The sequence below is a fragment of the Bacteroides sp. MSB163 genome (genome assembly GCF_036416795.1).
GTDB lineage: Bacteria > Bacteroidota > Bacteroidia > Bacteroidales > Bacteroidaceae > Bacteroides > Bacteroides maternus.
Map to the genome: position 1 here is coordinate 1,511,314 of NZ_CP143867.1, position 23,842 is coordinate 1,535,155.

A 23,842-nucleotide genomic window follows, 5' to 3' on the forward strand; every position below is an offset into this window, starting at 1 on the left:
TCCTTTGTTTTTTACAGACTCTGTATACAAAAATAGTAAAAGGCTATCTGAATAACAAATAGTTGAGTACATTTCATCTTTGCCAGCAGGCTTTTTTAACGCAAGGGGAATTGTAGCGTAAATTCACTGTAACTCCCTTCCATACTTTCTACCTTCACCATACCGCCGTGGGCACTCACCACCTGCAACACATAATTCAATCCTAACCCGAAACCTGATGCACCCGTCTTACGACTACCGGAAGCAATCCTCTCGAACTTATTGAATATCTTATGCTGTTCGCTCAAAGGGATGCCAATACCGTTATCATGCACTCTAACAATGGTTCCATCCTCTGTCTTTGTACCTGAAAGAACGATCAGAACCTCTTCATTAGAGTATTTGACAGCATTGTCCACCAGATTGGAAAGTATCTCACGCAGACAGAAAGCATCCGCATAAACACTACATCCTTCTTCACAATCGATATCAAAATGAACCGTCTTCGCCGCTTTCAACTGATACTTTTCCGCTATATCCCGCAGCAACGGTCTTAGGGCAATTTCTTCTTTATGTAGTTCCAGTTCTCCACGGTCTATCTCTGTCAGCATTACTACACGATTGGAAAGTGTCAGCAGATGTTCGCACTCATCTCCCATCACTTGCCTGTAGCGGACCAGCTTCTCCGGCTTATCCGCCAACTTACCACCTGCCAGGATATGCGCTCCCATCATGACAGACTGCAACGGTGACTTCATATCATGTATCATGGAGTAAGTAAAGTCCTTCTGAAACTGTTCCAACCGACGCTGTGCCCGCAACATACGTATCTGAAAGAAAACACAGAGAGATACGAAAAGGAAAGCAATAAGCAGCGGCACCTGCATATACCAAGTGGTACTCATAATAGTACGTTGTGGTGAACGAACCACAGCAAAGATGCAACTCGTACTATCCTTATCCAACGGAAACAACCGGGTAGTGATATCCCCGAAGTCAACAGCCGGACTACCTGTATAAAGTATCAACTCCCGGGAGGGATACTTGATCCAACGGATATCCGCCTTATCTGGAAAACCTGTTTCCAAAAGCTGTTTTCTGAACACACTGTCGGCAAACTGCAAAGAGAACGGAATGGGCACACGGCTACGCAGACTAATCGTATCCTGTATATCATAAGCCATCTTTACGCGGAAATCTTCATCAAACTTATTGTAAAGATGTCGTATGATACTCAACTGTACCCGGTAACGATAACCTTTCTCCAGATATATTTTATAAAGTTCATTCATCATACGCCGCGGATAAGGGAGAAATTCTCCCGGTGAACTATCCCAATTAAAATCAGGATTAGCCTTAGTGAAAAGCGGATACCTATGTAAGTCTGCCTCCCGATAGAAAGCCTCTTCCAATTGCTCCTCCGCCTGATACCGTATCTTTTGAGAGGTCGTATAATACAAATATCCCGACCAGACAGCCAGCAACAGGAATACTCCCACCAAGCTGACCATAGAAATTGCTTTAAGAGAAATAGGCCTGCCTGTACTTCCTTGCCGGATTTCTGCTTTGGCGTGTGTCAGAGTAGCATTGGTTTTCTCAAAGAGCACGTTACTTTGTGACTCCACCTCTTGCCAGTTTTCTGTGGTTATCAAATTCTTCATCCGGCTGACGGGATGTTTCATTTCTTCGGCCAACGTATAGAAGTCCTGTTGTTGTTTCTGCAAGTTATGTCGTTGACGGAACACCGACTTCATCTGTACAATCAAGGCATAGACAGCCGTACCCAGCAACAGCCATGTAATGAATGACAGTAACAGGAGTCTCTTCTCCATCTCCTTGGCAGGGAAAGAAAGAATGGCACGGACAGCCTCCCCACGGGATTTAAAGGTAAAAGCTGTTTCGGAAGTAACAGCGGCAAAGTTACGGATACTTACCTGAGGATTGGTACTTGCCAGCACCTCATTTGTATTTACATCAATGCGCTCCACGGTCAGTGTTCCATCCATGTCTAACTTCCGCAACTTATTGTGCAACACGCTGTCTATGGTGGCTAACGGAATTTCTTTTATTCCATACACCCGTTGCAAAGCCTGTGCCACCTGCTGGGAAGTACGCTTATTCCTTTCATTCCCATCAATCCGCTTGTATTTAGGATTAGGAGCATACGCTATGACAGCTATTGAATTATCAGGATAAGGAAGGTTGTTCACCAAATTATCCACCGTCTCCGTGAAAGACATCCAAAAACACTTGTTTAGTAACTTCTCCGCTTCCTGCATCTGTGCATGGAAAGCATAAAGCATTCCGCCCAACTGTATCAACACAACAGCAACCAGACTCACAAGTGAAAGAGAGATGACAGTATGTAATTTCATCTTATCCGTTTATATTCGTCTGCAAAAATAGCAAATAACTATGGATCACGAAGTAATGCACGACTTTTTATATCGTACGAGAATGTGTCCTTTCCAGCCAGAGGAATATAAAAATACATACAACTCTAAAAAACAAGGGAGCTTTCCAGAGTCGCAAAAATCTCGTTAACCTAACGATAACATTACGATAACATTCATCCTCATGCTCCTGCCCTATCTTTGCAACATCAAAAGTAACGAAATGTATAACTTAAAAAATAAAACGATTATGAAAGCTTTAGTATTATCAGTAGTATTTGCATTGACATCAGTAGTAAACGCAGTAAGCGGTAACAATGTAAAGGATTTCGCCTATAACACGGAGAAACAGGAAAACGGAGTGGAAACCCAAATGGTGTATAAGGTAAAAAAAGGAAAGTACCTGGAACGCCACCTGCAGTACAACTACACGTATGATGAAAAAGGACGTGTATCAGCCAAGGAAATCCTGAAATGGAACCAGGACAACAGCCGCTTTGAAAAGCAGTATTGTCTGAACTTCCGCTATACTGACAATGAAGTAGGCGTGGAATACGTAGCATGGAACAGCAAAGACAGTGACTACACCAATGTGAAATCCAAAGCCATCTACCAGATGAACGAACAAGGCATGAACTACATGAGCTACAACTGGAACGAAAAAGAAAACTCCTGGAATCTGGTGACAGAACACAACGCCATCCACTGGAACGAAGATTTGCTGGCTAACAAGTAACTTTACTCTAACAATAAATACTCTCTTTTTTAAAAAAAGTGCCAGAAGTGCTGTACTATATGTGAGTGAATAATTATCACCCCACAAGTACCGCCACTTCCGGCACATTCGTCGTGTTTATCACTTAAAGTTATTCTTCCTGTTTGGAGTATTCAGAGAACTCGCAACCGAAGCGCTCTACCAGCATATTATCCATTTCATCCGCTTTCAAAGCCAGATTGACGAGATTATGGCAGATTCCATCTTCGGACGCATCTGTGATATCAGACAGATGCACACGGTAGGCCATATAAATCTGCCGTCCCTCAATGCCCAGTTTGTACGGAGAGAAATCTTCACTCAGAATATAATCGAGCACTTTCTCCACTTCCTTCTTAGGCAACAGGTTGATAGGAGAAACAGCAAACAAATATGCGTTCTCATATACAAAAATACGTATTTCCGAACTGCCTTTGTGAAATGTCCAGGAGTCGTAACCATCCCGTGCAAGTACAGGATTAATCCCCATCTCACGGATGGCCCGCTCACAAAAAACGCTCAGCGAAGACGGTTCACGCTCCTCAAAGATACCTTCGGGCAGCTTCTCGCCACATGAAGGACAAAATTCCTCTTCATCGGCTATCAACTCATCACAACTGTCGCACTGCACCTGGAAAATAGAGTGGTCAACCTCCTCTACCGCCTCAAGCAGCTTCCGCAATGCTTCCACACGTACACCGAATCCCATATTGTCGGCATTCGTCAACTTGCTTACTGTCACCCCCACCACTTCATTGTTCTCATTGAAGATAGGTCCACCGGAGTTACCGGGATTGACGGCTGCATCGGTCTGGATATAATACTTTCCCTCCATCAGTTGTTTGGGTGAGGAAACGGAACCCTCGGTCACCGTAAAAGGCATGCCGTAAGGATAACCAGCCACACACACTTTCCCACCGATAGAAAGAGAATCATCTCCCGCCAGACTTATAGAGGGAAGGGATGAAAAATCACCTTCCACAGCCAACAAGGCAATGTCCAGAGAAGGATTTACCAACACCACTTTAGCCAGATAAGGATTCCGTTCATTATCGTGCACCGCCAGTGAATGGAAGCCTTTGACTACATGGTAGTTCGTTACAAAAAGGTCATAGTCTTTCAGGTAGAAACAACTACCTGAACCGCCCGCATGGGTTACTTTGAAAACCAACTGATATATATTGTTCTGTTCCATTGATTTGCTTTTTTAAAGTGTTACGCTTGTCCGCCAAGTGCCTGCTGTATCATCTTCTGCTGAAGTTCCTGTGCCAGACGCATATACTCGCCCATATCTCCCCTCATCATGGCAGCCTGCATGTCGGCTTGTGCTTTCATGATTTCTTCTTGCAGGGAAGCAGCCATGCCTTGCATCTGCTCGATAGCTTCAGAAGATATTTCTTCAAGAGTGTCGTCATCATCATCCGGTTCCAGGTCACCCTCCATTATCTTATCCATGGCATTATAAAGAACTTCAGAAGCGTCTTCCATCGACCGGCCGCTCGCTTTACTGAGCGCGCGGGAGATGATGACGTTGATGTCGTCTTGCATATCGTTGTAGAAATAAGCCTCGTAGAAGATATAAAGCAAACGTACGGCGCTACGTTCGTAGTTTTCCGTCTGGATGGCTTCGGTGGCTTCTTTATAGACACTTATAAAGTTCTCCTGTACATTCTTCAAGGATGAACGGCGCTTGGTGGAGACTAAGGTATCAACGAAATAAAGGTCGGTAGCCAATTCTTCCTTGGACAAAGCAAGCAACTTCTCAAGAAAAGCTTTTCCTTTTGCCACCACTTCGGCGGTGGGCAGTTCGGCATCCATGTCGTCCACTGCCTTGTCGAGGTCGTTCAGCAACTGGCCTTGCGGACGGGCAAAGTAGGAAATCTGATAGAAAGTAGTGTCGAGCACATTCCATGAATAGCCGTATTTACGGTCGGCATCATACTCTTTAATGACTTCCAGCGTCTCGCGACCGAGCTTTTGCAGACCTTCATAGATGCGGTCTACCTCTTCCTGCGGATAAGGAGTAATTTTAGGTTCGTAGCAACGCGTGGCACCAAACTTTGTGCAGAATTCATCATCGTATTTATCACCGATGTGACAGATGTTCTGCAGGACGAAATACATCTTGTGCGGATGGCTTTGCGACAAAGGACAGGAGTATTCCATCCTCAGACTGTCACCGTCCTTCACAAAGCGAGGCAGCATCAATCTGTTGATGTTCAGGTCGGCCACTTGACGCAGCATGGCCACACGCCCCTTTTCGGGTAAAGTAAGGAAATCGGCATTGATGCGGAAAGCATCCTCTTTCACATAGATGTGTACCAGAATAGAACCATGCGGAATATGAAATTCTGTACCTTCCGGATTACCATATTTAGCCCGGAAATCAGGATTCAGATAGTTCAGCAAACAGTGGAAAGCCTGCAGATACTCACCTTGATTATACAAGTCCACACTCTTTTCAAAATCCTCTATATGTATGGAACTTTGTGTGGAGTCCACTACAGGAGGGATATAGGTTAATGTCTGTTTCATAATATGTATCTCTATTTTTTATTTAACCGATATACAATTCGGAGGGAATCAGTTTAAAATCTACAAACTGGTTCTCTACCGGCTTGGCTTTCAACAAGAAAGGAACAATACCGTCTGAAGGAAGCGCTTTGCGCGGAAGAGCCGATTGCTTATCGAATTTGTATGTGGCACACCAGGCATCGGCATCACCGGATACGCTCTTGCCGATACGGAAACAAAACTCACTCTGGCTGTCGTTCAACGTATCAATCAGCTTGCGGCAATCGTTGGGTACAGTAGAAGCATCGGATAGTTCGCTGATTTTTTCTGCCATTTGTGATAACCATTCCACGTCGTAAATGTGCTTCTTGTCGAGGGCGAAAACAAACACTGCCGGATAGTAATCGTTGTCTCCCGGTCTCCACAAAGCACTGTTGGCTTGCACCACTGCTGCATATACAACGGGAGATTCCGTATATTTCTTCTTCCACCGATCCTTGAACAACCAGGGAGCATTGCCTGCCACTGCCTTGAAGAAAGGAGTTTCCATGTCGCGGGGTGTTTGCAGATAAGGTTTCAGTCTATCCAGACGGGTAGGGTTATCGAAAGCCTCCTCTTCCTCACCGTCGTCTTCCGGCACGGTCGGCCTGTTACGCAGTCCACTCACGTCACACCCTTGCGCTTCCATTTTCGCAATATCTTCTTCCGTCAGGTTATTCTCCCAGTCTTTGCCGGGATTCACAAAAAATGCCATAATAATTTAGTTTTAGAGTTAATATTCTATCAAATAGTTAATATCTCAACTTTTGCAAGCTCAAGGTTCTTAGTTGAGCACTGCGAAAATTGAAATTAGTTAAGTCTCAATTCATCCGCCACCCGGCAGGCAAGGTTTATCTCGTCGTATATCTGTTCCAGTAAATGTTCGTTGTCCAGCGCCTGCGTGCGGAGGCACAAAAAACCTTCGGGCATGACTGCTGCGTAATAAAAAGTATTTTTGCTGAAAGAAAGCATTATATCGTGTCCGAAAGCTTCGCGCAAGCGGGTGATATGGCGCATCATTGCCGGGGTGAGTATCATGCGCGCCGCCACTTCATCATCGGCATAAACAGCAAAGTAATTCTCAAATTCAGGGTCTTCCAAATGCATGAAGCGAGCATTATAACGTTTCTTCAATGCCTGGATGTTTTTTGCCAGATAACCGACTTTCTGCTCCAAATGGTCGGGCAAGATAAGGGTGGTTCCCTTGAAAGTTCTCTCCAAGCGGCACCAGCCGAACATTCCGCGGAAATTGTGCGCACTGCTTTCGTAACGGGAAGCAAACAAAGGGCGGAGCACATATCGGTAAAGCATCACGAAATATCCCGTCACAGAATTTTGTGCCAGCTTATTCAGCAAACCATAAGAAACACCTATATCCGCCACATAAAGGGACTGATTGCCATGAGGAATTTCCAGATAGCCGTAAGTGGTGGCTCCAAATGCCGGATCGGAGAAAGAAGTGTTGAAGAGCTTACTGCCAGACAATATCCGATAGTCTATCTGCAAAGAGAAAGAAAAGACATACGACGGAAATAAGGTGGACATAACACTGCGCATAATATCGCTTTCCTGCTGCTGAAACTTCATAAGGGAACGCGAGAATACAAAGTTCAGCACCACAAAGCCCATGAAAACAGGCAGTATATATTGCGTTATCAGACTATAATTCTCCAGTCCGATATATCCCGCCAAATAACCGCCCAAGAGGACGAACATCATCCAGCAGAAAACAAAAAGATAAACTATAATACTCAGGCCACGCACCACTCTGCGCCAGCGATTCACACGAGACAACTCATTACGGAGTCGTTCAGAAAGCATTTTGAAATCAATCGTCGCCATATTACATCCGTTTTAAAAGTTCGCTGACATCTACATTGCGTTGCTCGGCTTCGGGAATATCAATCAATTCTTCCTGATGATGGTTCTGCCTGCGGGCAACGATGGAGGAAGGAAACATTTCAATGGAATTATTATAATCGGTCACTGCTGCATTGTAGGTACGCCGGATGGCCTGTAACTGCAATTCCATATCTTCAATGCTTGTTTGCAGGCGGTGGAATTGTTCGTTCGCTTTGAGTTCCGGATAATCTTCGACGGAGAGTTGCAATCTGGATAATAAGGAAGAGAGTTCATTTCCGGTTTTTATCTGCTCACTCTCTTGCGAAGGCTGGAAGGTGCGCGAACGGAGTTCGGTGATGCGTGTCAGGAGCTCACTTTCATGTCCCATGTAGGACTTTACAGCAGCTACTAAATTAGGTATCATGTCATTGCGTTGTTTCAGTACTACACAAATACCGCTTCGGCATTGCTTTACGCGGTTTCGTTTAGCAATCAGGTTGTTGGCAGTCCAGATATACCAAAGTATGAGAAGCACAATAAAGCCTATCCCGATATAAAGAAGAATTCCCTGGTTTTCCATAATTTTACTTTCTAATATAGATTAATAATAGTTGCATCGCATCTGCTAAAGAGATTGTAGCAAAAATAGGAAGATACCCATAAACCGGAAAATAAACAGGGGGGACAAATGAAGAGGGAGCTTTTACTTATAAAAATGTGTGTTTCAGTATATTATTATTCAGAGAAGGGAAAGGAACAAGGGGACATTTTCAATTTACAAGGGAAACAGAGGGGATATCAGAGGAAGAAAACAAGAAATTCCTGCCATATCATTCAAAGTTCTTGCTTTCATAAAAGGCTATTGAAGGCTAAGATTATTAGGAAGGATTCATGACTATTAGGTTATGAATCAAACGGACTATCTCAATTCCCCTCCTCCAGTTGGAGGAGGGGTGCCCGAAGGGCGGGGTGGTAGGTGAGAAAAGAAATCCTTAATTTTATGATTCATAGGTATTTATTATTTTACCTACCACCTCCCCCTACGGGTACTCCTCCTCCCGAGAGGAGGAGAATTAAGATAGTACTGTTTATCATTTGCTTCATTTCTTATCAGAAACGAATTAACCTAACACGCTTAGTTTACTGATTATCAACATATAGCATTTACAATCTATTTACTCCATAATGTAAAAGCATTTACCGCGGTATGTAACGACCTTTACCTCCTATTGTAACGCTCTTTACATCGGCATGTAACGGCCTTTACATCGGCACGTAAATGAAGTTACCATTTGGAGTAAACAGAATTACCTCGAAAGGTTACAATCAAACAGTCCTATAACCCTTCGTTAACGTAAAGATAACATTGCGATAACATTCTTCCTCCCCCTCCCACCCTACCTTTGCAACACCGAAAGGGAACAAATTGTATTACTCAGAACATAAAAAAGCCATGAAGAAGTATCAGAAAATAGAAATAGAATTCTCAAAAGATATCACAATAGTACTTGCAGCTTATATATTATCAGGTATTGTCAACCCTGTATACATAGGATTAAAACACATTATTGCAGACCTATTTTTCAATTAACAAATAAGGATTAGATGATGAAAGCGGACATTTCAATCATACAAAGCAGAAAAGGTACCGAAATAGTAGTTTCGGGAAACAAAATCAACCGCAACGGAATCATAGCCGCCATTCTGCTTGCTCTACCCATACTGGTGCTGTTCCGGTTGATTCATGGAGAAGAAATGACTCACATATCCTATCTGATATTCTGGTCATGTGCCCTGGCTGGTTTTGTAGTAAACTTATTGCTCCACGCCCTCTTCTTCGGAATATTCTCACCCAAAGGTTTCCGGTCCATATCCTTCGTGAAACATAAGGGGGGCATACGTTTCTGCCATTGCAATGAACCCATAAGAATGTGGCAATATCGTACCGCCTGCTTTCTGCCTATTCTGTTATTAGGAATCATCCCACTCTCTTACGGCATGATATCGGGGCATTATTACAGTGCTTTATTCGGGATATTTCTGATTATCGGCAGTATCGATGACGTCTGTATCCTCTGGAAATTGCGTTCCTTCGGAAAAGATGCATTCATCAATGACTGCTCACAAGAGTTACGGTTTCATATCTGGTGATTGTCTGCAAGCGCTCCTTGCAGACACAATCATTTTATCGGAAAATAAAGTGTAAACTCACTAAAACGGCTTTCTTCACTTTCCACCTCTACCCTGCCCTCATGTGCCAGCATCACCTGCTGCACATAGTTCAGTCCTAAACCGAAGCCCGAAGCTCCACCCTTATCACTACGTCCGGCTGCCGCAGAGCGCTCAAAGCGGTTGAAGATGCGCGACTGGTCTTTCAAAGAAATACCCAAACCGTCGTCACACACCTTTATCTTGCAGAAACCTTTCTCCGACACACTGACAATATCTATTTTCACCTCTTCACGAGAATACTTGATAGCGTTGTCTATCAGATTGCCCAATACTTCGCGCAGACAGAAAGCATCCGCATAAACAGTCTCGCAACGGTGATAAACCGTATTGAATTCCACTTTTTTATTGACTTTCAAAGAAATCTTCGCTATCAAATCATCGAGCAAAGGGCGCAGGGCGACTTCTTCCTTATGCAATTCCAGATGTCCTTCGTCCAATTGTGTCAGCATCAATACCCTGTTTGATAAAGCCGACAAATGCTCACTCTCTTCCGTCATTACCCGGCGGTATTTTTCTTCTTTTTCAGGCTTATCCGCCAACTTCCCGCCCGCCAGCACATGCGCCGCCATCAATATGGAATTCAACGGAGACTTCATATCATGAATCATGGCATACGTGAAGTCTTTCTGGAACTGTTCCAGGCGGCGTTGCATACGGAGCACCTTTATCTGTCCGAAGATGCAATCCAGCATCACCAGAAACATAATCCAGAGAGGAATCAGCAAATACCAGATGGAAGACACCACATAGCGATATGGGTTCTTCACTATCCCCTGCACACAAAGCGTGCTGTCTTCCCTCAACGGTATAAACCGGGATGTATAGTCACCATACCTCACAGAAGTATATCCTGACTGTGTAACCGTACTGTCCGAAGGATAGCGGAACTGACGGATTCCACTGCGTGATTTCATTCCCAACCGGCTGAGATGTCCGGCAAAGGCAGAATCCAGATACTGGGAATTCATCTCCACTCCTTCCAAGTGTTTCTGCATAATCAAAGCTGCACGAAGACGGTAATTTTGATCAATCGTATTGTGCGTATGCACCACATACAATCTATTTATAGTATACTCTGCCTCTTTTCCTTTTAAATATTCTCTTTGCTCTTCGGCAAAAGGCGACTCGCTTCTTTTTATCCGTTCTTCGGATTCTCTATTTTCTCCGGGTTGCGAGCGGAACAAAGGAAAACGGTTATACGCCACTTCATCATAAAAAGCAGCCTCAAAACAGTCATTCACCTGATAAACCGTCTCGCGGGCAGCCGTACGATACAAGTAAACGAACCAGGCCACCATCAGCAAAAAGCTTGCCAGCAGACTGATTATAAAGAATACCTTGAAAGAGTGCTGCTTACGTGCTCGCTTTTTACGTTCTTCTTCTTTGGCAACGGAGAGAGTTTGTTCTGTCATATCCAGAATATGCTTACCCGATATTTCTATTTCTTCCCACCGTTGTCCGGGAATCCGGCTACGCACTTCGCCTATCGGTAGCCTCATTTTCTCTGCCAAAGTATAAAAAGCCGAGCGTTGTTCTTCAATGCCCCGCCGTTGACTTATGATATATTTCATCTGCTGTGCCCAACTATAAATAAGAAAAGCGGTCAGCAACAAAGTAGGAAGAAACAAGAAGAATATATCTTTTATAAGCGGAAGGAAAGGGGTGATAATGGCTGCTTCTATGGCTTCTCCTTTCTTTTCATTCAGCCAGGCAGTATCAGAGATTACTGTTTTGAAAAGTTTGTAGGCAGAATACTGGCTATGGTCTTCCGCCGCATCAATCCACACGGTCCGGTCTATATTCTTCCATTTCAGTTTCTTTTCCAACGTCCTTTCCATCTCATCCAGAGGTATCGTCACCTGATAAACATCTTGCAGGAAAGAAGCGGCCTGTTGATATCCCAGAAAAACTTCATCATCCATAGGTCTATTCTCATCTTTAGGTATGTACGAATAGAAAGGAATGGTATAGTCCGGAAAGGACAGGTTGTTGATTTGATTATCTACTGTCTCTATAAAAGCCTGTCGGAAACATTCGTCCAGTGTACGTTTGGCTTCTTTCTTATAGCTGTCATAGGCATACATCATCCCTCCCAATTGTATCACCACAACGAGAAACAGTCCTACAATAGAAAGGATGTAAAGCGAACGGAGCTTCATTTTGTCATTATTTTGGGGACAAAGATACTATTTTTCTGCATTAACCTAAAGATACTTTCCTTCCTGAAAAGATAAAAATGCAAGATACTTTCTTTTGTGTGAAACCTAACTGAGCATTTTATCACTTCACCACCCTACTCTGGATGTATCCGGGACGTACTTGCTCCGTACATTCTTCGGTCAGAAGTACCTCTAAGCGAAGAAACACTGGAGTTGATACGGAGCAAGTGCATCCCGGGTACGGATTTGATAAGATACAAAGCTGCAATTGTAGTTGATAAAATCATCGGTATTTCTGTGTTAACCTAATGATAACATTGCAATAACATTCATCCTCATGCCTCTGCCCTATCTTTGCAACATCGAAAGAAACAAAAATGTATAACTTAAAAAATAAAACGATTATGAAAGCTTTAGTATTATCAGTAGTATTTGCATTGACATCAGTAGTAAACGCAGTAAGCGGAAACAATCTGGAAGGCTTCGCCTACAACACGGAAATGAACGAGGGTAGTGTAAAGACGGAAACCGTATTCAAAGTAGAAAACAAGAAGTATCTGCATCATCATTTGCAGTATAACTATGCGTACAATGCCGAAGGACGTGTATCAGCCAAAGAGGTATTGAAATGGAACAAAGAAAACCAAAGTTTTGAGAAACAATATTGCCTGAACTTCTCTTATGACGGAACTGATATAAACGTGGAATACGTAGCATGGAACAACAAAACGAACGCTTACGCCGATGTAAAAGCAAAAGCTGTTTACCAGATAAACGCAATGGGTGCGAATTATCAAAGCTATAAATGGAACAAGAAAGACAATTCCTGGGACCTGACGGCAGAACACAGCACGCAACCGGAAGAAATTATGCTGTTTGCCGAAAAGTAGTCTGCCAGCTCAAAGATGCTATAATAAAGCGCCAGAATGATTTCTGACGCTTTATTTTTGATTAATACCCTTTTTATTAAATTCTCATTTACTAAATAGCTCCACAGACATCAAATATGAATTATAGGGTAGCCACATAGACATGATAAAATAGAGTGTATCGCCTTTGAGTGATAGCGGGTGAATATACGACCCATAGAGCTGGGCATATTGCCAGCCATCCACTATCTTTGCGGGTTCACTCCACGGACCTGTTATATGATCGGCTGCACGGAAAGAAATCTCATAGCGAAGGCCATTGAAATAAAGCAATATCCACTTGTTGAACTCCGGATGATAAGCCACGGAAAGTTCCCCGGCTATATCATCGAAAAGCGGGACAGCAGCCGCCTCATTATCTTTCACCCAGCCGCCACCGTTCCAGAACTCATATTCTGCCTGGTTTTCAATATCTTCTTCACGGAAGCGGGCAAGGTGGGGTTTATTATCACGTCCTGTGATAGTACCTATCATATAGACATAACCGTCTTTTTTAAAATAGCCCACTTGACCGAAGTTGCTCATTGAACCGAACTTTACATCCTGACAACGCTTCCAGGTTACCCCATTATCCATAGATTTATAAAGGCTTGAATAATTGGTCACCCATCCCGCCCAATTACGGATATTCATATAATGGACATAATCGGCACCATTGGCACGAATAGCGGCTGTAGGAATGGAAGTCCAATCTCCATTGCCACTGCCATCCTTACCTCCATAACAGATTTCACGGGCACTCTTACCACTTTCATCCATAGCCGCACCATTGATGGCGAGCCCGTCAGAAAGATTGGTGTCCTCGGAAAAGAGCAGCACATTGCTTCTCCAACTGCCACCATTGGGTCCCGGATTAACAAAATTAGGATAGAAATCACTGCCAAACGTATCACCAAAGAAAAGGCCATAACGTCCCGGTTGAAGCTCCCAGACAATTCCCAAATCGGTGCCACCCACATTATACAGCTCATTGGTACGGTTATTCACCTCAAACTCCACAGCAGGCAGTCCGTTCACTCCATTTACTTCTGCACCGGTAACCCGGGACACACATTTCAGGTTGGTAAAAGCTAATGCTTTCGATACATTGACAGTGCCTCTATTCACCATCAGTTGAACGGCTTCTGATGATTTATTGTCACTGCCTACAGCTACAAACTCAAGAGTAAACCGGGCATCATCATTTTCCTTCACAGTATATTCATAGATATACTTTTCCGAAAGGCTGGCCTTCATATATTTCTCAGTCGCGCCTTTCGTATCACCGGTTTTCGTGATTTCCAGATAAGCTAATTGTGCAAAGCCATCAACCGTCACTTCAACAGACGCCTTTCCATTGTCAGCCGTAACCTCACTTTTGGAAAGCCGCACATTCAGAGTTGGAGTTTCATCATCCGAATCTGATTTCTCACAGCTTGCAAGTCCCCACGTCATCAGAAGACTTGCAAGTAACAGTATATATTTCCTTCTCATATCACAATTTAGAGATACGCAACACAGCCCCTCCGTCAACAGCCAAAGGCAGTTCTACCTTATCCTTACGAGTCACTGTACGTATTTCTTTACTCAAATGGTTAGGATTCCTCTCAGCATCCGGAGCATCTGTATATATCTCCGCCCGATATTCTCCCTCATCCAGAAAATCCAGCTTCAGGTTTAATGTGCGTGCCGTGCCATCGTTTAAAGTACCTACCCACCAGTCCGTACCATTGCGGCGGGCTACGGTGACATACTTATTAAATTCGGCCAATGGCACGCGCATTTCATCCCACGTACCGGGAACTGTACGCAATACCTCAAAGCCTGGTTGTCCTTCATAAGCCATAGGCGTATCACATAAGGAAGTAAGATGGTTTTCCAGAACCACATACATCGCCATCATGTGGCAACGAGTACTCATCACATAGGGATTAACATACTGAATCTTGAACTCAGAACGTGGAAGCGCACGGAAGCCCCCCAGATGGTAATCGGCAGGTCCGGCCAGCAAACGGGTGAATGGAACGGAAATATCATGGTCGGCATTCACCAATGTATCCCACTTGCAAACTTCATAATTGAGCGTTCCCTCACGGGTGAATTCATTAGGGTAAGTGCGGGTAAGTCCCGAGGGCTTACTGGAGCCGTGAAACTGGATAAAGAGACGATGTCTGGCAGCCGCCTGGAGAATTTCTTCCTGAATACGTATCATCTCTTGGTCGTCACGATCCAGAAAATCGACCATCAAGCCCTTTACGCCCCACTTTTCATAGAGTGCAAAAGCCTCTTCCAACTTATCATAGAGCGGTCGCCAATGTACCCACAAATGTATTCCCACTCCTTTGCTCTTGGCATACTCTACAATATGCTGCATATTCAGGCAAGGTATCGGACGGGTGATGTCGGCATTCGGACCTGCCCAGCCGAAATTGAAGTTATCGTCATAATACCAGGGAGTCTCGGCATAACCATAGATACCATGGGCATCCAGACCGTTACGGGCTGCAAAATCAATATAATACTTGTTTGTCTCAAAGTTGTTTCCGGGAGAGAAAGTACTATCAGGCACCACATTGCCGTTCCACCAGGTGAATGTAGTCCGACAAGGCTTTATCCATGAAGTATCCTCAATCTTGCAGGGTTCATTCAGACTGGTAAGGATGTTTGTTTCAAGAAGTCCGCCCACACGGTCGGCTACAGAGAGTACACGCCAAGGGGTACGATGCGGAAATTCACTGATTTCCACTTTTATCTTCTCCTGTCCCAGGTGGGGAGACAGTTTACCTGCAAAGCCATTCTTCTCCTTCACCAGATACATGCCTGCATAATCGCGGACAGCCGCCTCTGTGATCGACATGTATATGCCGTTATCAAATTCCAAGGTTACAGGCATTTCAATAAGACGTTTCTTGGCTATCTTATCATATTCCGTATGCGTGTACACCCCTTCATGCGTGTTGATATATCCCGGCAGGTACATCAATAGCGCCATCGGATTGCCATTCAGCCTGAACTGGGTCTTCTCATCATACATTACATAGGAATTCCATCCTTCCTGTTCAGGAAACTCATAGCGGAAAGCCACTCCGTCATTGAAAGCCCGCACTACCAGATTGATTAACCTTCCCGGAGCTTCTTTCTCCTGCAAAGGAACTATCATCTCATTGCAATGATTACGGGCACTACTCACCTTACCAACCACCAATTCATAGGTTTCATCAATAGATTTCCGGCGAACCTTACCGGTTTTCAGGTTACTGCCAAATTCACCGTTGTCGAAACTGAATCCCAACAGGGAGTTCTCCACCAACAACTGTTTTTTGTAATTAACCTCGTAAGAAACGGTTTCTGGAGTTATCTTCAACAGAAACTTGAGTTTCCCGTCGGGTGATGATACGGATATGTTCTGTTGGGCCGAGACAGCCATGAAACAGAATAAGGCGGCACATAGGATATAGAATTTCTTTATTGTCATATTTAGTATGGATATGTAAGTTAAAGTATCCGGCCAGAACGCTTTATAGACCATACTGACCGGATAGTAACATGATTATTTCGGGTTCTGTACCAAATTAGAGTTACGCTGCAATTGGTCGAACGGAATCAACATTAAATTACGCTTGGTGTCATTTGTAGGTGTATGTTCCCACCAGGTACCTTTCGTATAGTTATCATCAAAGCGAATCAACTGACTACGACGTAAACCTTCAAGGGCAAATTCGACACCCAGTTCCTGAAGCAAACGACCATACTTCACCGGTACTCCATTGCAGGATATGGTAGCTTCGAGTTCAGCACCAGTCAACTCATTTGTAGTATCAAAGTTTCTCCTGCGCACTTCGTTCACCAAGTCCGCCGCATCCTGTGAATTTCCACCGGTACGAAGAATACATTCCGCCTTTGTCATAAGCACCTCGGCATAACGCATGATGACATAATCATTGTCCGGGGTTCCGGTAGCACCTACCTTGATTTCATATTTGCCAAAACGGTAACCCTGATACATCGTAGCGTCACCACTAATATTAGTAACCTCCCTGGTATAACTGAGCAACATTTGCGGGTCACCGCACCAACCGTTTGTCCATAGAGGAGTTCCGTCAAGAGCATATTGCTGCCCCATCCGCCATGTCTTTTCCAAACGTTCATCACCTTCCACATAATTGTCAAAGAAAGTAGGAACACCTAAGCAACCTCCATCAAGCCAGGTAGCCTGAAGACTAAAGGTTTGCATCTGCGAATAGTGCAACGTCTTGCGTGCCCACATATATATCTGCCCGCCGGATTTCGTTTCATCAAACGGAATGACAAACATTGTTTCATTACTCAACTCATTGTTTGTAGAGAATGGCAATGAGTAATCGCCATCGAGCCTATACTTATTAGCAAGTATGATTTCATCACACAGAGCTTCACATTCGCTATACATAGGTGTACCTATCCAAGCCTCAGCATTCAGATACATGCGCGCAAGCAGCATTTTAGCATTCCACTTATTAAAGCGCCCGTAAGTACTCAATCTGTCTTCGCTCAGGTTATCGATATTGTTTTTCAATTCCGTTTCCACAAATTGAAAGACTTTTGCACGTGGCTCCGTAGCAGGAAGATAACCGTCGGGTACATCAAAGCGGTCGATGATAGGTACATTTCCAAAAGCCTCAAGCAACAGATAATAATAGAATGCACGCGCCACTTTCAACTCCGAAATGTAATTTTGCTTTCCAGCCATTTCTATGGAAGAGTTTTCAAACTGATAGAGTACGCGATTGGCACTTGACACACCTGCATACAACACATTCCAGATAGCATTCAGGTGCGGATCTTCTTCCGTCCATGAATGTTGGTGCAGGCGAATATAAATGCCGCCATCATACCACAAACCGTGATTCTTAACAGGAGTGACACATACATCGGTTGTTTCTTCCAAATCCCACCAGTTTTGCCAATCGGTCATAGCACGCATACCTGAGTAAACCGGAACCATAGCTGCCAAAAACTCAGACTCGGTCTTATAGAAATCTTTTTCCGGAATGCTACTGAAAACTTCCTCATCAAGATTAGTGCAACCACTGAATACCGCAGTAAGGGCAAGGAATGCAGTGATAATATATTGTTTTCTAAACATTGCTATAAATTTTAAAGGTTAAAACAAAAGATTTAAACCAACAGTAAACTGGCGTGTTGTCGGATAAAGTTCACCGGCACCGGAACCTTCAACACCGGGTGCAAGCCCTTTAATGCTGACTTCAGGGTCCAGTCCTTTGTAGCCCGTCATAGTAAGCAGATTGTTACCCGCTACATACAGACGAAGACGCTGAATGACATTCTGGTTCTTTAGTTTGAACGTATAACCGATATTTACATTATCCAGTTTCACATAATCACCATCTTCCACATAGTAACTCTGCATGGCAGGAGCACCCTTTACATAGGAATTACTACCAAATGGTTTCTCGAGTACGGAGCGTGGCAGATTGCCTTCGCCGATACGTGCTGTTGTTTCCCAATGCATGCGTTGACGGTTAAGCACCTGGAAGTTGAATGCACCACGGAACATTACAGAAACATCAAAGCCCTTATAATTCAATGCCAGGTTAAGACTACCATAAGTTGTAGGGATACCGTTACCTATTACCCGCTTGTCACCGTCATTGGCATCCGTCAGCAATTTCGGTTCACCATCGGCTCCATAAACCATCCACAGACCATCAGATGTAAGGCTATGTGTTTGGAAACCATGGAAATTACCTACCGGATCACCTTCTCTTACAATGTGTGTATGCGTCTGTATCGGCGAACCTGTAGCACCTGCATACCAGTAATCTTTCTGGTAAAGTCCGTTAGAAAGAGATACAATCTTGTTCTTGTTATAGGAAAAAGTTCCTGTTATGTCAAAACGTAAATCCCTGGTTTGTATAGCTGTACCACTCAATAACAATTCAATACCCTGATTTCTGATTTTTCCTACGTTTGCCATCATGCTCGATACAATATAGGGCGGAGTAGGAACTTCGTAAGTAGAAAGCAAATCCGAAGTCTCACGATGATAAACGTCAACCGAACCCGAAAGTCTGTTCTTCAGGAAAGAGAAATCAAGACCGAAGTTCAGCTCGCTTTTCGTTTCCCACTTCAAATCGGGATTTGGATTCTGATAAGGTGCAGCTCCCTGTGTCCATTTACCATTAATGTAAGCATAGCCACCATAACCCAGCAGATACATTGACAGCAAGTTTGCATTCACCTCGTTACCCGTAACACCATAACCGACACGGAACTTTAAATCATCCAGCCACTTCACCTCTTTCAGGAAGTTCTCTTTGCTAAGGCGCCAACCGGCTGATACGGCAGGGAACCATCCCCACTTATGGTTATCACCAAAGCGGGAAGAACCTTCACGGCGCAAACTTGCCATGAACATGTACTTCTCATCATAATTGTAAGTCACACGGCCAAAGAAAGAAATAAGCTTATGTGTATTTCTATAGCTGGTCATAGCTGCCTTGTTATCTTTCATATCATTCATGGAACCAATGTTCCATGGACCGAACATGTCCGTCGGAAAATCTTTCGCCCATTGATATAATCCTTTAGCATCATCATCCTGATAACTATAGCCCGCCATAGCACCCAGATTATGGAGTCCTAAGGATTTGGTGTAATCACCTACCAATTCCAACGTTTTCTGCAGACTGTTGTCAGCCCAGTTCCACACATTGCCATAATCACCATTGACAACCGTAGACATATGCTTGAAAGAGTTGCTCTTGTTTTCCATACGGTCAAAGCGTTGAAGAGCTCCCATGACGCTCAAATTAAGCCCTTCAATCGGGGTAACTGTCATCTTACCGCTCATCATCAGTTGATTATATCCCTCTTTGTCATATTCTTCATTAATCATGGCAACAGGGTTATAAGGTTTCAGATTGACTTTATATTCAGTATAGTTTCCGTTCTCATCATAAATGGGACGCGTTGGATTTTCCAACAGAGCATTCAGGTAGGCAGAATACCATGCACGTTGCTGAGTGACATAGCTATCATTGATATTCAACTGGAAACGCAGTTTATCATTAAACATATTGTGATTCAATCCGATTTTTGCAGTGATGGATTCACGGTCTGTCTTATTGATGACACCCTCACGCTTCCGGTAATCGATAGAAGCCACATAATTGGACTGGGCATTGCCACCCTTCAAAGAAAGAAAGTGATTCTGGCTGATAGCTGTACGGCTGATTGCATCTACCCAATCAGTGGTAGTTCCTTCATCTTGAATTCCTGGAAAATCAGAATTATCTTTCAAGTTACGATAATCATCCGCAGTCAACATATCTGCATGTTTGGAAATAGTTTCAAATGATACGGATGCATTGTATTCCAACGACATCTTCGTGGCTTTGGCACGATTGGTAGTAATAACAATCACACCATTCGTACCACGTGTACCGTAGATTGCAGCAGCCGAACCATCTTTCAACACGTCAATAGATTCAATATCCTCACTTGAAATAGCCGTCATGCTACCACCGGGAATACCATCAATGACTATCAGCGGGCTGGTATTGCCTGATAATGAATTTACACCACGAATAGTCATTTCAAGCCCCAACACCGGGTCACCGGTATAATTAGAAAGTTGTAAGCCGGCTACTTTACCTTGAAGCAACTGTTCGGGGCTCTTCACCATACCGGCAAGGAAATTATCCTTTTTCACCGAAGTAATGGCACTCGTCACTTCTCCCTTCTTCATTGAGCCGTAGCCCACCACCACTACATCATCCAACAAGAAAACGTCCTCTTCAAGAGTTATATTAAGGGAAGTGGTATTTGCATTCGTCTGAATAGTGCGCGTTACATAACCGACATAACTCACCGTTAGTGTGTTACCCGGAGTCATCTTAATTTCAAAACGTCCATCGACATCCGTCGAAACACCGTTCGCAGTACCCGTCTCCAAAATCGTAACACCCGGCAGAGTGTTACCTTTTGAATCCTTCACAACACCCTGGAAATTCTTTGTCTGTGCAGCGATAAACTGGCATGCGCATAACATACATACCAATGCCATCAGCCGCATTGTTCCGGAAATAATCCGTTCTTGATTAAACTTAGGCATAGACTTAAAGTAATAAGGTTGATAAATTTAAGTTGTTATTTGTCTCTCGTGATTTTCTTTTTAAAAAGGTCTGACGACTTCCAGATCATCAGCCGAAGGTAATGCCGGGAACTTGGCATGCGGCTCGCTCTGATACCAGAATACAACAGAAGAGATATCTGATTTCTGGTCAAGATAACGACCATCATTGCGCCATCCAAGATCCTGAATAGTAACTTTCAAGTCCTTGTCAAAGCGAACAGGGTCAAGAATATGCCAGCGATACATACCGAAACGTTGTTGCGAACGGTATACTCCATCGGGGCGTATAATCTGGTGAAGTCCTGCATAAGGGGTAGAAAATTCCTCGTATTGGCGGGTTGTTTTATTCTCAAAATTGTAGGAACCACAGAAATAGTCTTCTGTACCAGTACCACAGATGGTCGGGAACTTTTTGTCACCATCCATGAAGAATTTAATTTCTCCTTCACCCCACCAACCACTGTTATTGACCTGCCATGCCATGTAAGTACCCACATATTGGCCCTTGCCCTTGATGCCATCAACCAATACATGGTCAGAAGTCATATTGGGGTTTGAACGGCGGAATTGTGCATGGAAGTAAGCGGCATCCTCAGGAACTTCAGTCAATGTATAGTTTATCTGATAGTAAACCCGCATTTCATTGTTCGGATCAATGTTTTCCATAGTGATTCTACACTTTTTGCGGAAAGGCATTTGCCAGTAACAGTTGAATGCGCTGCCCGGATTCACGCATACGGCCAGTGAAGATAATGGAGAATACACTCCCCAGCCACTACAGAAGAAATCACCAATGGGACATTCTACAGAAGGCTCTTTCTCATCATCCCAATAAAATCGGATAATTGTTTTCCGCCACTCACCTGTGGGAGTCATCCAGATTTGCTGGATAGCGCCGGGACCTTCTATTTCAGCCAATGTAAAAGTCTCATTAGGACCGATATTCACATAAGGATTCACCTTCCAGCCTTGTCCCAAGGTCTTTGCTGCGTGATGTGCATTAGCTTGATTAGGTTTATCTTTATCCCTCACCGGATCAGCCATACCACCCTTACCTTTTTCGCCGGTAAAGTTTTCAGGACTGATAGAGCGGGTTTTTGCATCGGACAAACGATACAAATTACCCATATTCATGTCAAGTCCATTGAAGTTTTGAGCATAAACGCTCACTGCACCTAAACATAAGGCGCTTAAAATAAAAGCTTTGATTTTCATGATTAAATAGATTAATGGTTTATAGATTGATATATTCAGCATTTTTTGCCAGTTCAAGGTATTTCTTGTAGAGTATTTCATAAACCCTTGCCCTTTCGGTGTCCGGTTTATATTCCACCTCAATATCCGCCCCCATATACTTCATGGCTTCCATGATGTCCTGATATACTCCCGCAGCTACCGCTGCAAACATAGCCGCCCCGAGTGCGCAAGTCTGCTGTGAGCGCACGATGCGAATAGGCATATTCAGCACATCAGCCAAAGTCTGCATGACAAAAGGGGCCTTTTTGCTGATTCCTCCAATGCCGTTGACAGAATCAATATGCAGACCTTGTGCTTTCATATGCTCTACAATACGCCGGGAGCCGAATGCGGTGGCTTCGACAAGGGCTTTGAATACCTCCGGGGCAGTGCTTCCCAGTGTCAGTCCTGCAATCATGCCTTTCACATTCTGATCGGCATACGGCGTGCGGCGCCCGTTCATCCAGTCAAGGGCAACGATGTCATTTTCAGAAAGTTTCAAGGCTTGTGCTTCTCGGGTCAATTCAATCAGCATGGTGTCCATGACTTTCTGTTTAGCTTCTCCTTCGGGGATGTTCTTCAAGGGCCATGACATGAATTTCCCGAACCATGCATAAATGTCTCCGAAAGCTGACTGTCCGGCTTCCAGCCCAATGAATCCGGGAAGTACGGAACCATCCACTTGCCCGCAGATACCTTCTATGCATCGGTCTCCTATTTCATGTTTCTCTGCCACCATGATGTCGCAGGTGGAGGTTCCCATGATGCGTGTAAGTACCCCCGGTGCTACCGAAGCTCCCACGGCTCCCATGTGTGCATCGAGTGCTCCTACGGCTACGGCGATGCCTTGAGGTAAGCCCAGTTTACCGGCCCATTCGGCGGTCAACGTGCCGGCACGGGTGTCACTGGTGTAAGGTTGCGTGAAAAGATGGGGGAGGATTCTGTTCAGGGAGGGATTAAGTTCTAAAAGAACTTCGGAAGAAGAAAGTAACCAGCTTTCGTGCCACATAGCTTTATGCCCTGCTGCACAACGGCTACGAAGCATTTTTTCCGGAATTGTGTTCCCTGTAACCAAACCTGTCATCCAATCACAATGCTCTGTCCATGAATAAACAGCCTCTTTTACTTTAGAATTAGTATTGATGACATGTAAAACTTTTGACCATACCCATTCTGAAGAATAAGTACCTCCTTCGTAGAGTAAATAGTCAAGATTACGTTCCTTCATGAGAGCGTTTATCTGCTCGGCTTCACGAACCGCCGTATGGTCTTTCCAAAGGATAAACATGGCATCCGGCTCTTCTGCAAATTCAGGATTCAAGGCTAATGGCATCCCATTGCAATCAGTCAATGCAGGTGTACTGCCGGTGGTGTCAAAACATAACCCACAAATAGAAGCTATCTCCTCTTCTGTCAGATGGGATAAAGCAGTGTGCACAGCTTCCGTCATAGATTCAATATAATCCAGCGGATGCTGGCGATACCGATTACTTTGTGCATCGCAGTAAAGACCTGCTTTCCAACGGGGGTAGAAACTTACCCCCGTAGTAACTTCATCTCCATTGCGCACATCCACTATTAATGCCCGGCAGGAATCCGTACCGAAATCAAGTCCAATGACATATTTCTTATTAGATTCTATCATATGA

General features: G+C 44.1%; 17 protein-coding genes. 4 read left to right on the forward strand and 13 right to left on the reverse strand.

The features are described from left to right. Positions 1 to 95: 95 nt before the first annotated feature. Complete coding sequence (locus VYM24_RS05205; RefSeq protein ID WP_330941649.1) at positions 96 to 2,354, reverse strand: sensor histidine kinase; 2,259 nt, start codon at positions 2,352 to 2,354, stop codon at positions 96 to 98. A 202-nt stretch (positions 2,355 to 2,556) separates the two neighbouring features. Here VYM24_RS05205 and VYM24_RS05210 point away from each other — a divergent pair, with 202 nt between their 5' ends. Then, the gene (locus VYM24_RS05210) at positions 2,557 to 3,108 is read left to right on the forward strand and encodes a DUF3836 domain-containing protein (protein WP_330941650.1); all 552 of its coding nucleotides are present in this window, start codon (positions 2,557 to 2,559) and stop codon (positions 3,106 to 3,108) included. Positions 3,109 to 3,238: 130 nt separating this feature from the next. Here the strand turns inward: VYM24_RS05210 and VYM24_RS05215 are convergent, their stop codons facing one another. The 5 genes from VYM24_RS05215 to VYM24_RS05235 form a co-directional block, all read right to left on the reverse strand. Beyond that, positions 3,239 to 4,321 (reverse strand): trypsin-like peptidase domain-containing protein, encoded by a 1,083-nt coding sequence (locus VYM24_RS05215; RefSeq protein WP_330941651.1) that lies wholly within the window; start codon positions 4,319 to 4,321, stop codon positions 3,239 to 3,241. A gap of 20 nt (positions 4,322 to 4,341) precedes the next feature. Then, the gene (locus tag VYM24_RS05220) at positions 4,342 to 5,661 is read right to left on the reverse strand and encodes a hypothetical protein (protein WP_330941652.1); all 1,320 of its coding nucleotides are present in this window, start codon (positions 5,659 to 5,661) and stop codon (positions 4,342 to 4,344) included. Between the two features lie 22 nt (positions 5,662 to 5,683). Further along, complete coding sequence (locus VYM24_RS05225; protein WP_330941653.1) at positions 5,684 to 6,394, reverse strand: hypothetical protein; 711 nt, start codon at positions 6,392 to 6,394, stop codon at positions 5,684 to 5,686. A gap of 95 nt (positions 6,395 to 6,489) precedes the next feature. Continuing rightward, entirely contained in the window at positions 6,490 to 7,521 is a 1,032-nt protein-coding gene (locus VYM24_RS05230) for a DUF3137 domain-containing protein (protein WP_330941654.1), read from the reverse strand. Between the two features lies 1 nt (position 7,522). Beyond that, positions 7,523 to 8,101: a LemA family protein gene (locus tag VYM24_RS05235; RefSeq protein WP_330941655.1), complete on the reverse strand. Its 579-nt coding sequence runs from the start codon at positions 8,099 to 8,101 to the stop codon at positions 7,523 to 7,525. An 873-nt stretch (positions 8,102 to 8,974) separates the two neighbouring features. Here VYM24_RS05235 and VYM24_RS05240 point away from each other — a divergent pair. Together VYM24_RS05240 and VYM24_RS05245 are read left to right on the forward strand one after the other, a co-directional pair. Further along, entirely contained in the window at positions 8,975 to 9,112 is a 138-nt protein-coding gene (locus VYM24_RS05240) for a hypothetical protein (protein ID WP_330941656.1), read from the forward strand. 14 nt (positions 9,113 to 9,126) lie between these two features. Further along, positions 9,127 to 9,672 carry a DUF3267 domain-containing protein gene (locus VYM24_RS05245; protein ID WP_330941657.1) on the forward strand — a complete coding sequence of 182 codons (546 nt, stop codon included), beginning with the start codon at positions 9,127 to 9,129 and terminating at the stop codon, positions 9,670 to 9,672. Between the two features lie 29 nt (positions 9,673 to 9,701). On the opposite strand, the gene VYM24_RS05250 is transcribed toward VYM24_RS05245, so the two are convergent. Next, the gene (locus VYM24_RS05250) at positions 9,702 to 11,912 is read right to left on the reverse strand and encodes a sensor histidine kinase (protein WP_330941658.1); all 2,211 of its coding nucleotides are present in this window, start codon (positions 11,910 to 11,912) and stop codon (positions 9,702 to 9,704) included. Positions 11,913 to 12,316: 404 nt separating this feature from the next. Between VYM24_RS05250 and VYM24_RS05255 the strand changes: the two genes are divergently transcribed. Continuing rightward, the gene (locus tag VYM24_RS05255; RefSeq protein WP_330941659.1) at positions 12,317 to 12,802 is read left to right on the forward strand and encodes a DUF3836 domain-containing protein; all 486 of its coding nucleotides are present in this window, start codon (positions 12,317 to 12,319) and stop codon (positions 12,800 to 12,802) included. Positions 12,803 to 12,886: 84 nt separating this feature from the next. Here the strand turns inward: VYM24_RS05255 and VYM24_RS05260 are convergent, their stop codons facing one another. From VYM24_RS05260 to VYM24_RS05285, 6 genes are all read right to left on the reverse strand, one after another. Next, entirely contained in the window at positions 12,887 to 14,314 is a 1,428-nt protein-coding gene (locus VYM24_RS05260) for a glycoside hydrolase family 183 protein (RefSeq protein ID WP_330941660.1), read from the reverse strand. A 1-nt stretch (position 14,315) separates the two neighbouring features. Beyond that, on the reverse strand, positions 14,316 to 16,295 hold the full coding sequence (locus VYM24_RS05265; protein WP_330941661.1) for a glycoside hydrolase family 97 protein: 1,980 nt from the start codon (positions 16,293 to 16,295) through the stop codon (positions 14,316 to 14,318). 75 nt (positions 16,296 to 16,370) lie between these two features. Further along, positions 16,371 to 17,945, reverse strand: a complete 1,575-nt coding sequence (locus VYM24_RS05270) for a RagB/SusD family nutrient uptake outer membrane protein (protein WP_330941662.1) — start codon at positions 17,943 to 17,945, stop codon at positions 16,371 to 16,373. 18 nt (positions 17,946 to 17,963) lie between these two features. Next, a complete protein-coding gene (locus VYM24_RS05275; protein ID WP_330941663.1) occupies positions 17,964 to 20,936 on the reverse strand; it encodes a SusC/RagA family TonB-linked outer membrane protein in 2,973 nt (990 codons plus the stop codon). 60 nt (positions 20,937 to 20,996) lie between these two features. After that, positions 20,997 to 22,172, reverse strand: a complete 1,176-nt coding sequence (locus tag VYM24_RS05280; RefSeq protein WP_217712937.1) for a glycoside hydrolase family 172 protein — start codon at positions 22,170 to 22,172, stop codon at positions 20,997 to 20,999. A gap of 19 nt (positions 22,173 to 22,191) precedes the next feature. Then, positions 22,192 to 23,838: a ribulokinase gene (locus VYM24_RS05285; RefSeq protein ID WP_330941664.1), complete on the reverse strand. Its 1,647-nt coding sequence runs from the start codon at positions 23,836 to 23,838 to the stop codon at positions 22,192 to 22,194. Positions 23,839 to 23,842 lie beyond the last annotated feature (4 nt).

Excerpts from the sequence above, each read along its gene's own strand:
- VYM24_RS05205 (WP_330941649.1), bottom strand. The coding sequence starts at position 2,354 with ATGAAATTACATACTGTCATCTCTCTTTCACTTGTGAGTCTGGTTGCT.
- VYM24_RS05210 (WP_330941650.1), top strand. The coding sequence starts at position 2,557 with ATGCTCCTGCCCTATCTTTGCAACATCAAAAGTAACGAAATGTATAAC.
- VYM24_RS05215 (WP_330941651.1), bottom strand. The coding sequence starts at position 4,321 with ATGGAACAGAACAATATATATCAGTTGGTTTTCAAAGTAACCCATGCG.
- VYM24_RS05220 (WP_330941652.1), bottom strand. The coding sequence starts at position 5,661 with ATGAAACAGACATTAACCTATATCCCTCCTGTAGTGGACTCCACACAA.
- VYM24_RS05225 (WP_330941653.1), bottom strand. The coding sequence starts at position 6,394 with ATGGCATTTTTTGTGAATCCCGGCAAAGACTGGGAGAATAACCTGACG.
- VYM24_RS05230 (WP_330941654.1), bottom strand. The coding sequence starts at position 7,521 with ATGGCGACGATTGATTTCAAAATGCTTTCTGAACGACTCCGTAATGAG.
- VYM24_RS05235 (WP_330941655.1), bottom strand. The coding sequence starts at position 8,101 with ATGGAAAACCAGGGAATTCTTCTTTATATCGGGATAGGCTTTATTGTG.
- VYM24_RS05240 (WP_330941656.1), top strand. The coding sequence starts at position 8,975 with ATGAAGAAGTATCAGAAAATAGAAATAGAATTCTCAAAAGATATCACA.
- VYM24_RS05245 (WP_330941657.1), top strand. The coding sequence starts at position 9,127 with ATGATGAAAGCGGACATTTCAATCATACAAAGCAGAAAAGGTACCGAA.
- VYM24_RS05250 (WP_330941658.1), bottom strand. The coding sequence starts at position 11,912 with ATGAAGCTCCGTTCGCTTTACATCCTTTCTATTGTAGGACTGTTTCTC.
- VYM24_RS05255 (WP_330941659.1), top strand. The coding sequence starts at position 12,317 with ATGAAAGCTTTAGTATTATCAGTAGTATTTGCATTGACATCAGTAGTA.
- VYM24_RS05260 (WP_330941660.1), bottom strand. The coding sequence starts at position 14,314 with ATGAGAAGGAAATATATACTGTTACTTGCAAGTCTTCTGATGACGTGG.
- VYM24_RS05265 (WP_330941661.1), bottom strand. The coding sequence starts at position 16,295 with ATGACAATAAAGAAATTCTATATCCTATGTGCCGCCTTATTCTGTTTC.
- VYM24_RS05270 (WP_330941662.1), bottom strand. The coding sequence starts at position 17,945 with ATGTTTAGAAAACAATATATTATCACTGCATTCCTTGCCCTTACTGCG.
- VYM24_RS05275 (WP_330941663.1), bottom strand. The coding sequence starts at position 20,936 with ATGCCTAAGTTTAATCAAGAACGGATTATTTCCGGAACAATGCGGCTG.
- VYM24_RS05280 (WP_217712937.1), bottom strand. The coding sequence starts at position 22,172 with ATGAAAATCAAAGCTTTTATTTTAAGCGCCTTATGTTTAGGTGCAGTG.
- VYM24_RS05285 (WP_330941664.1), bottom strand. The coding sequence starts at position 23,838 with ATGATAGAATCTAATAAGAAATATGTCATTGGACTTGATTTCGGTACG.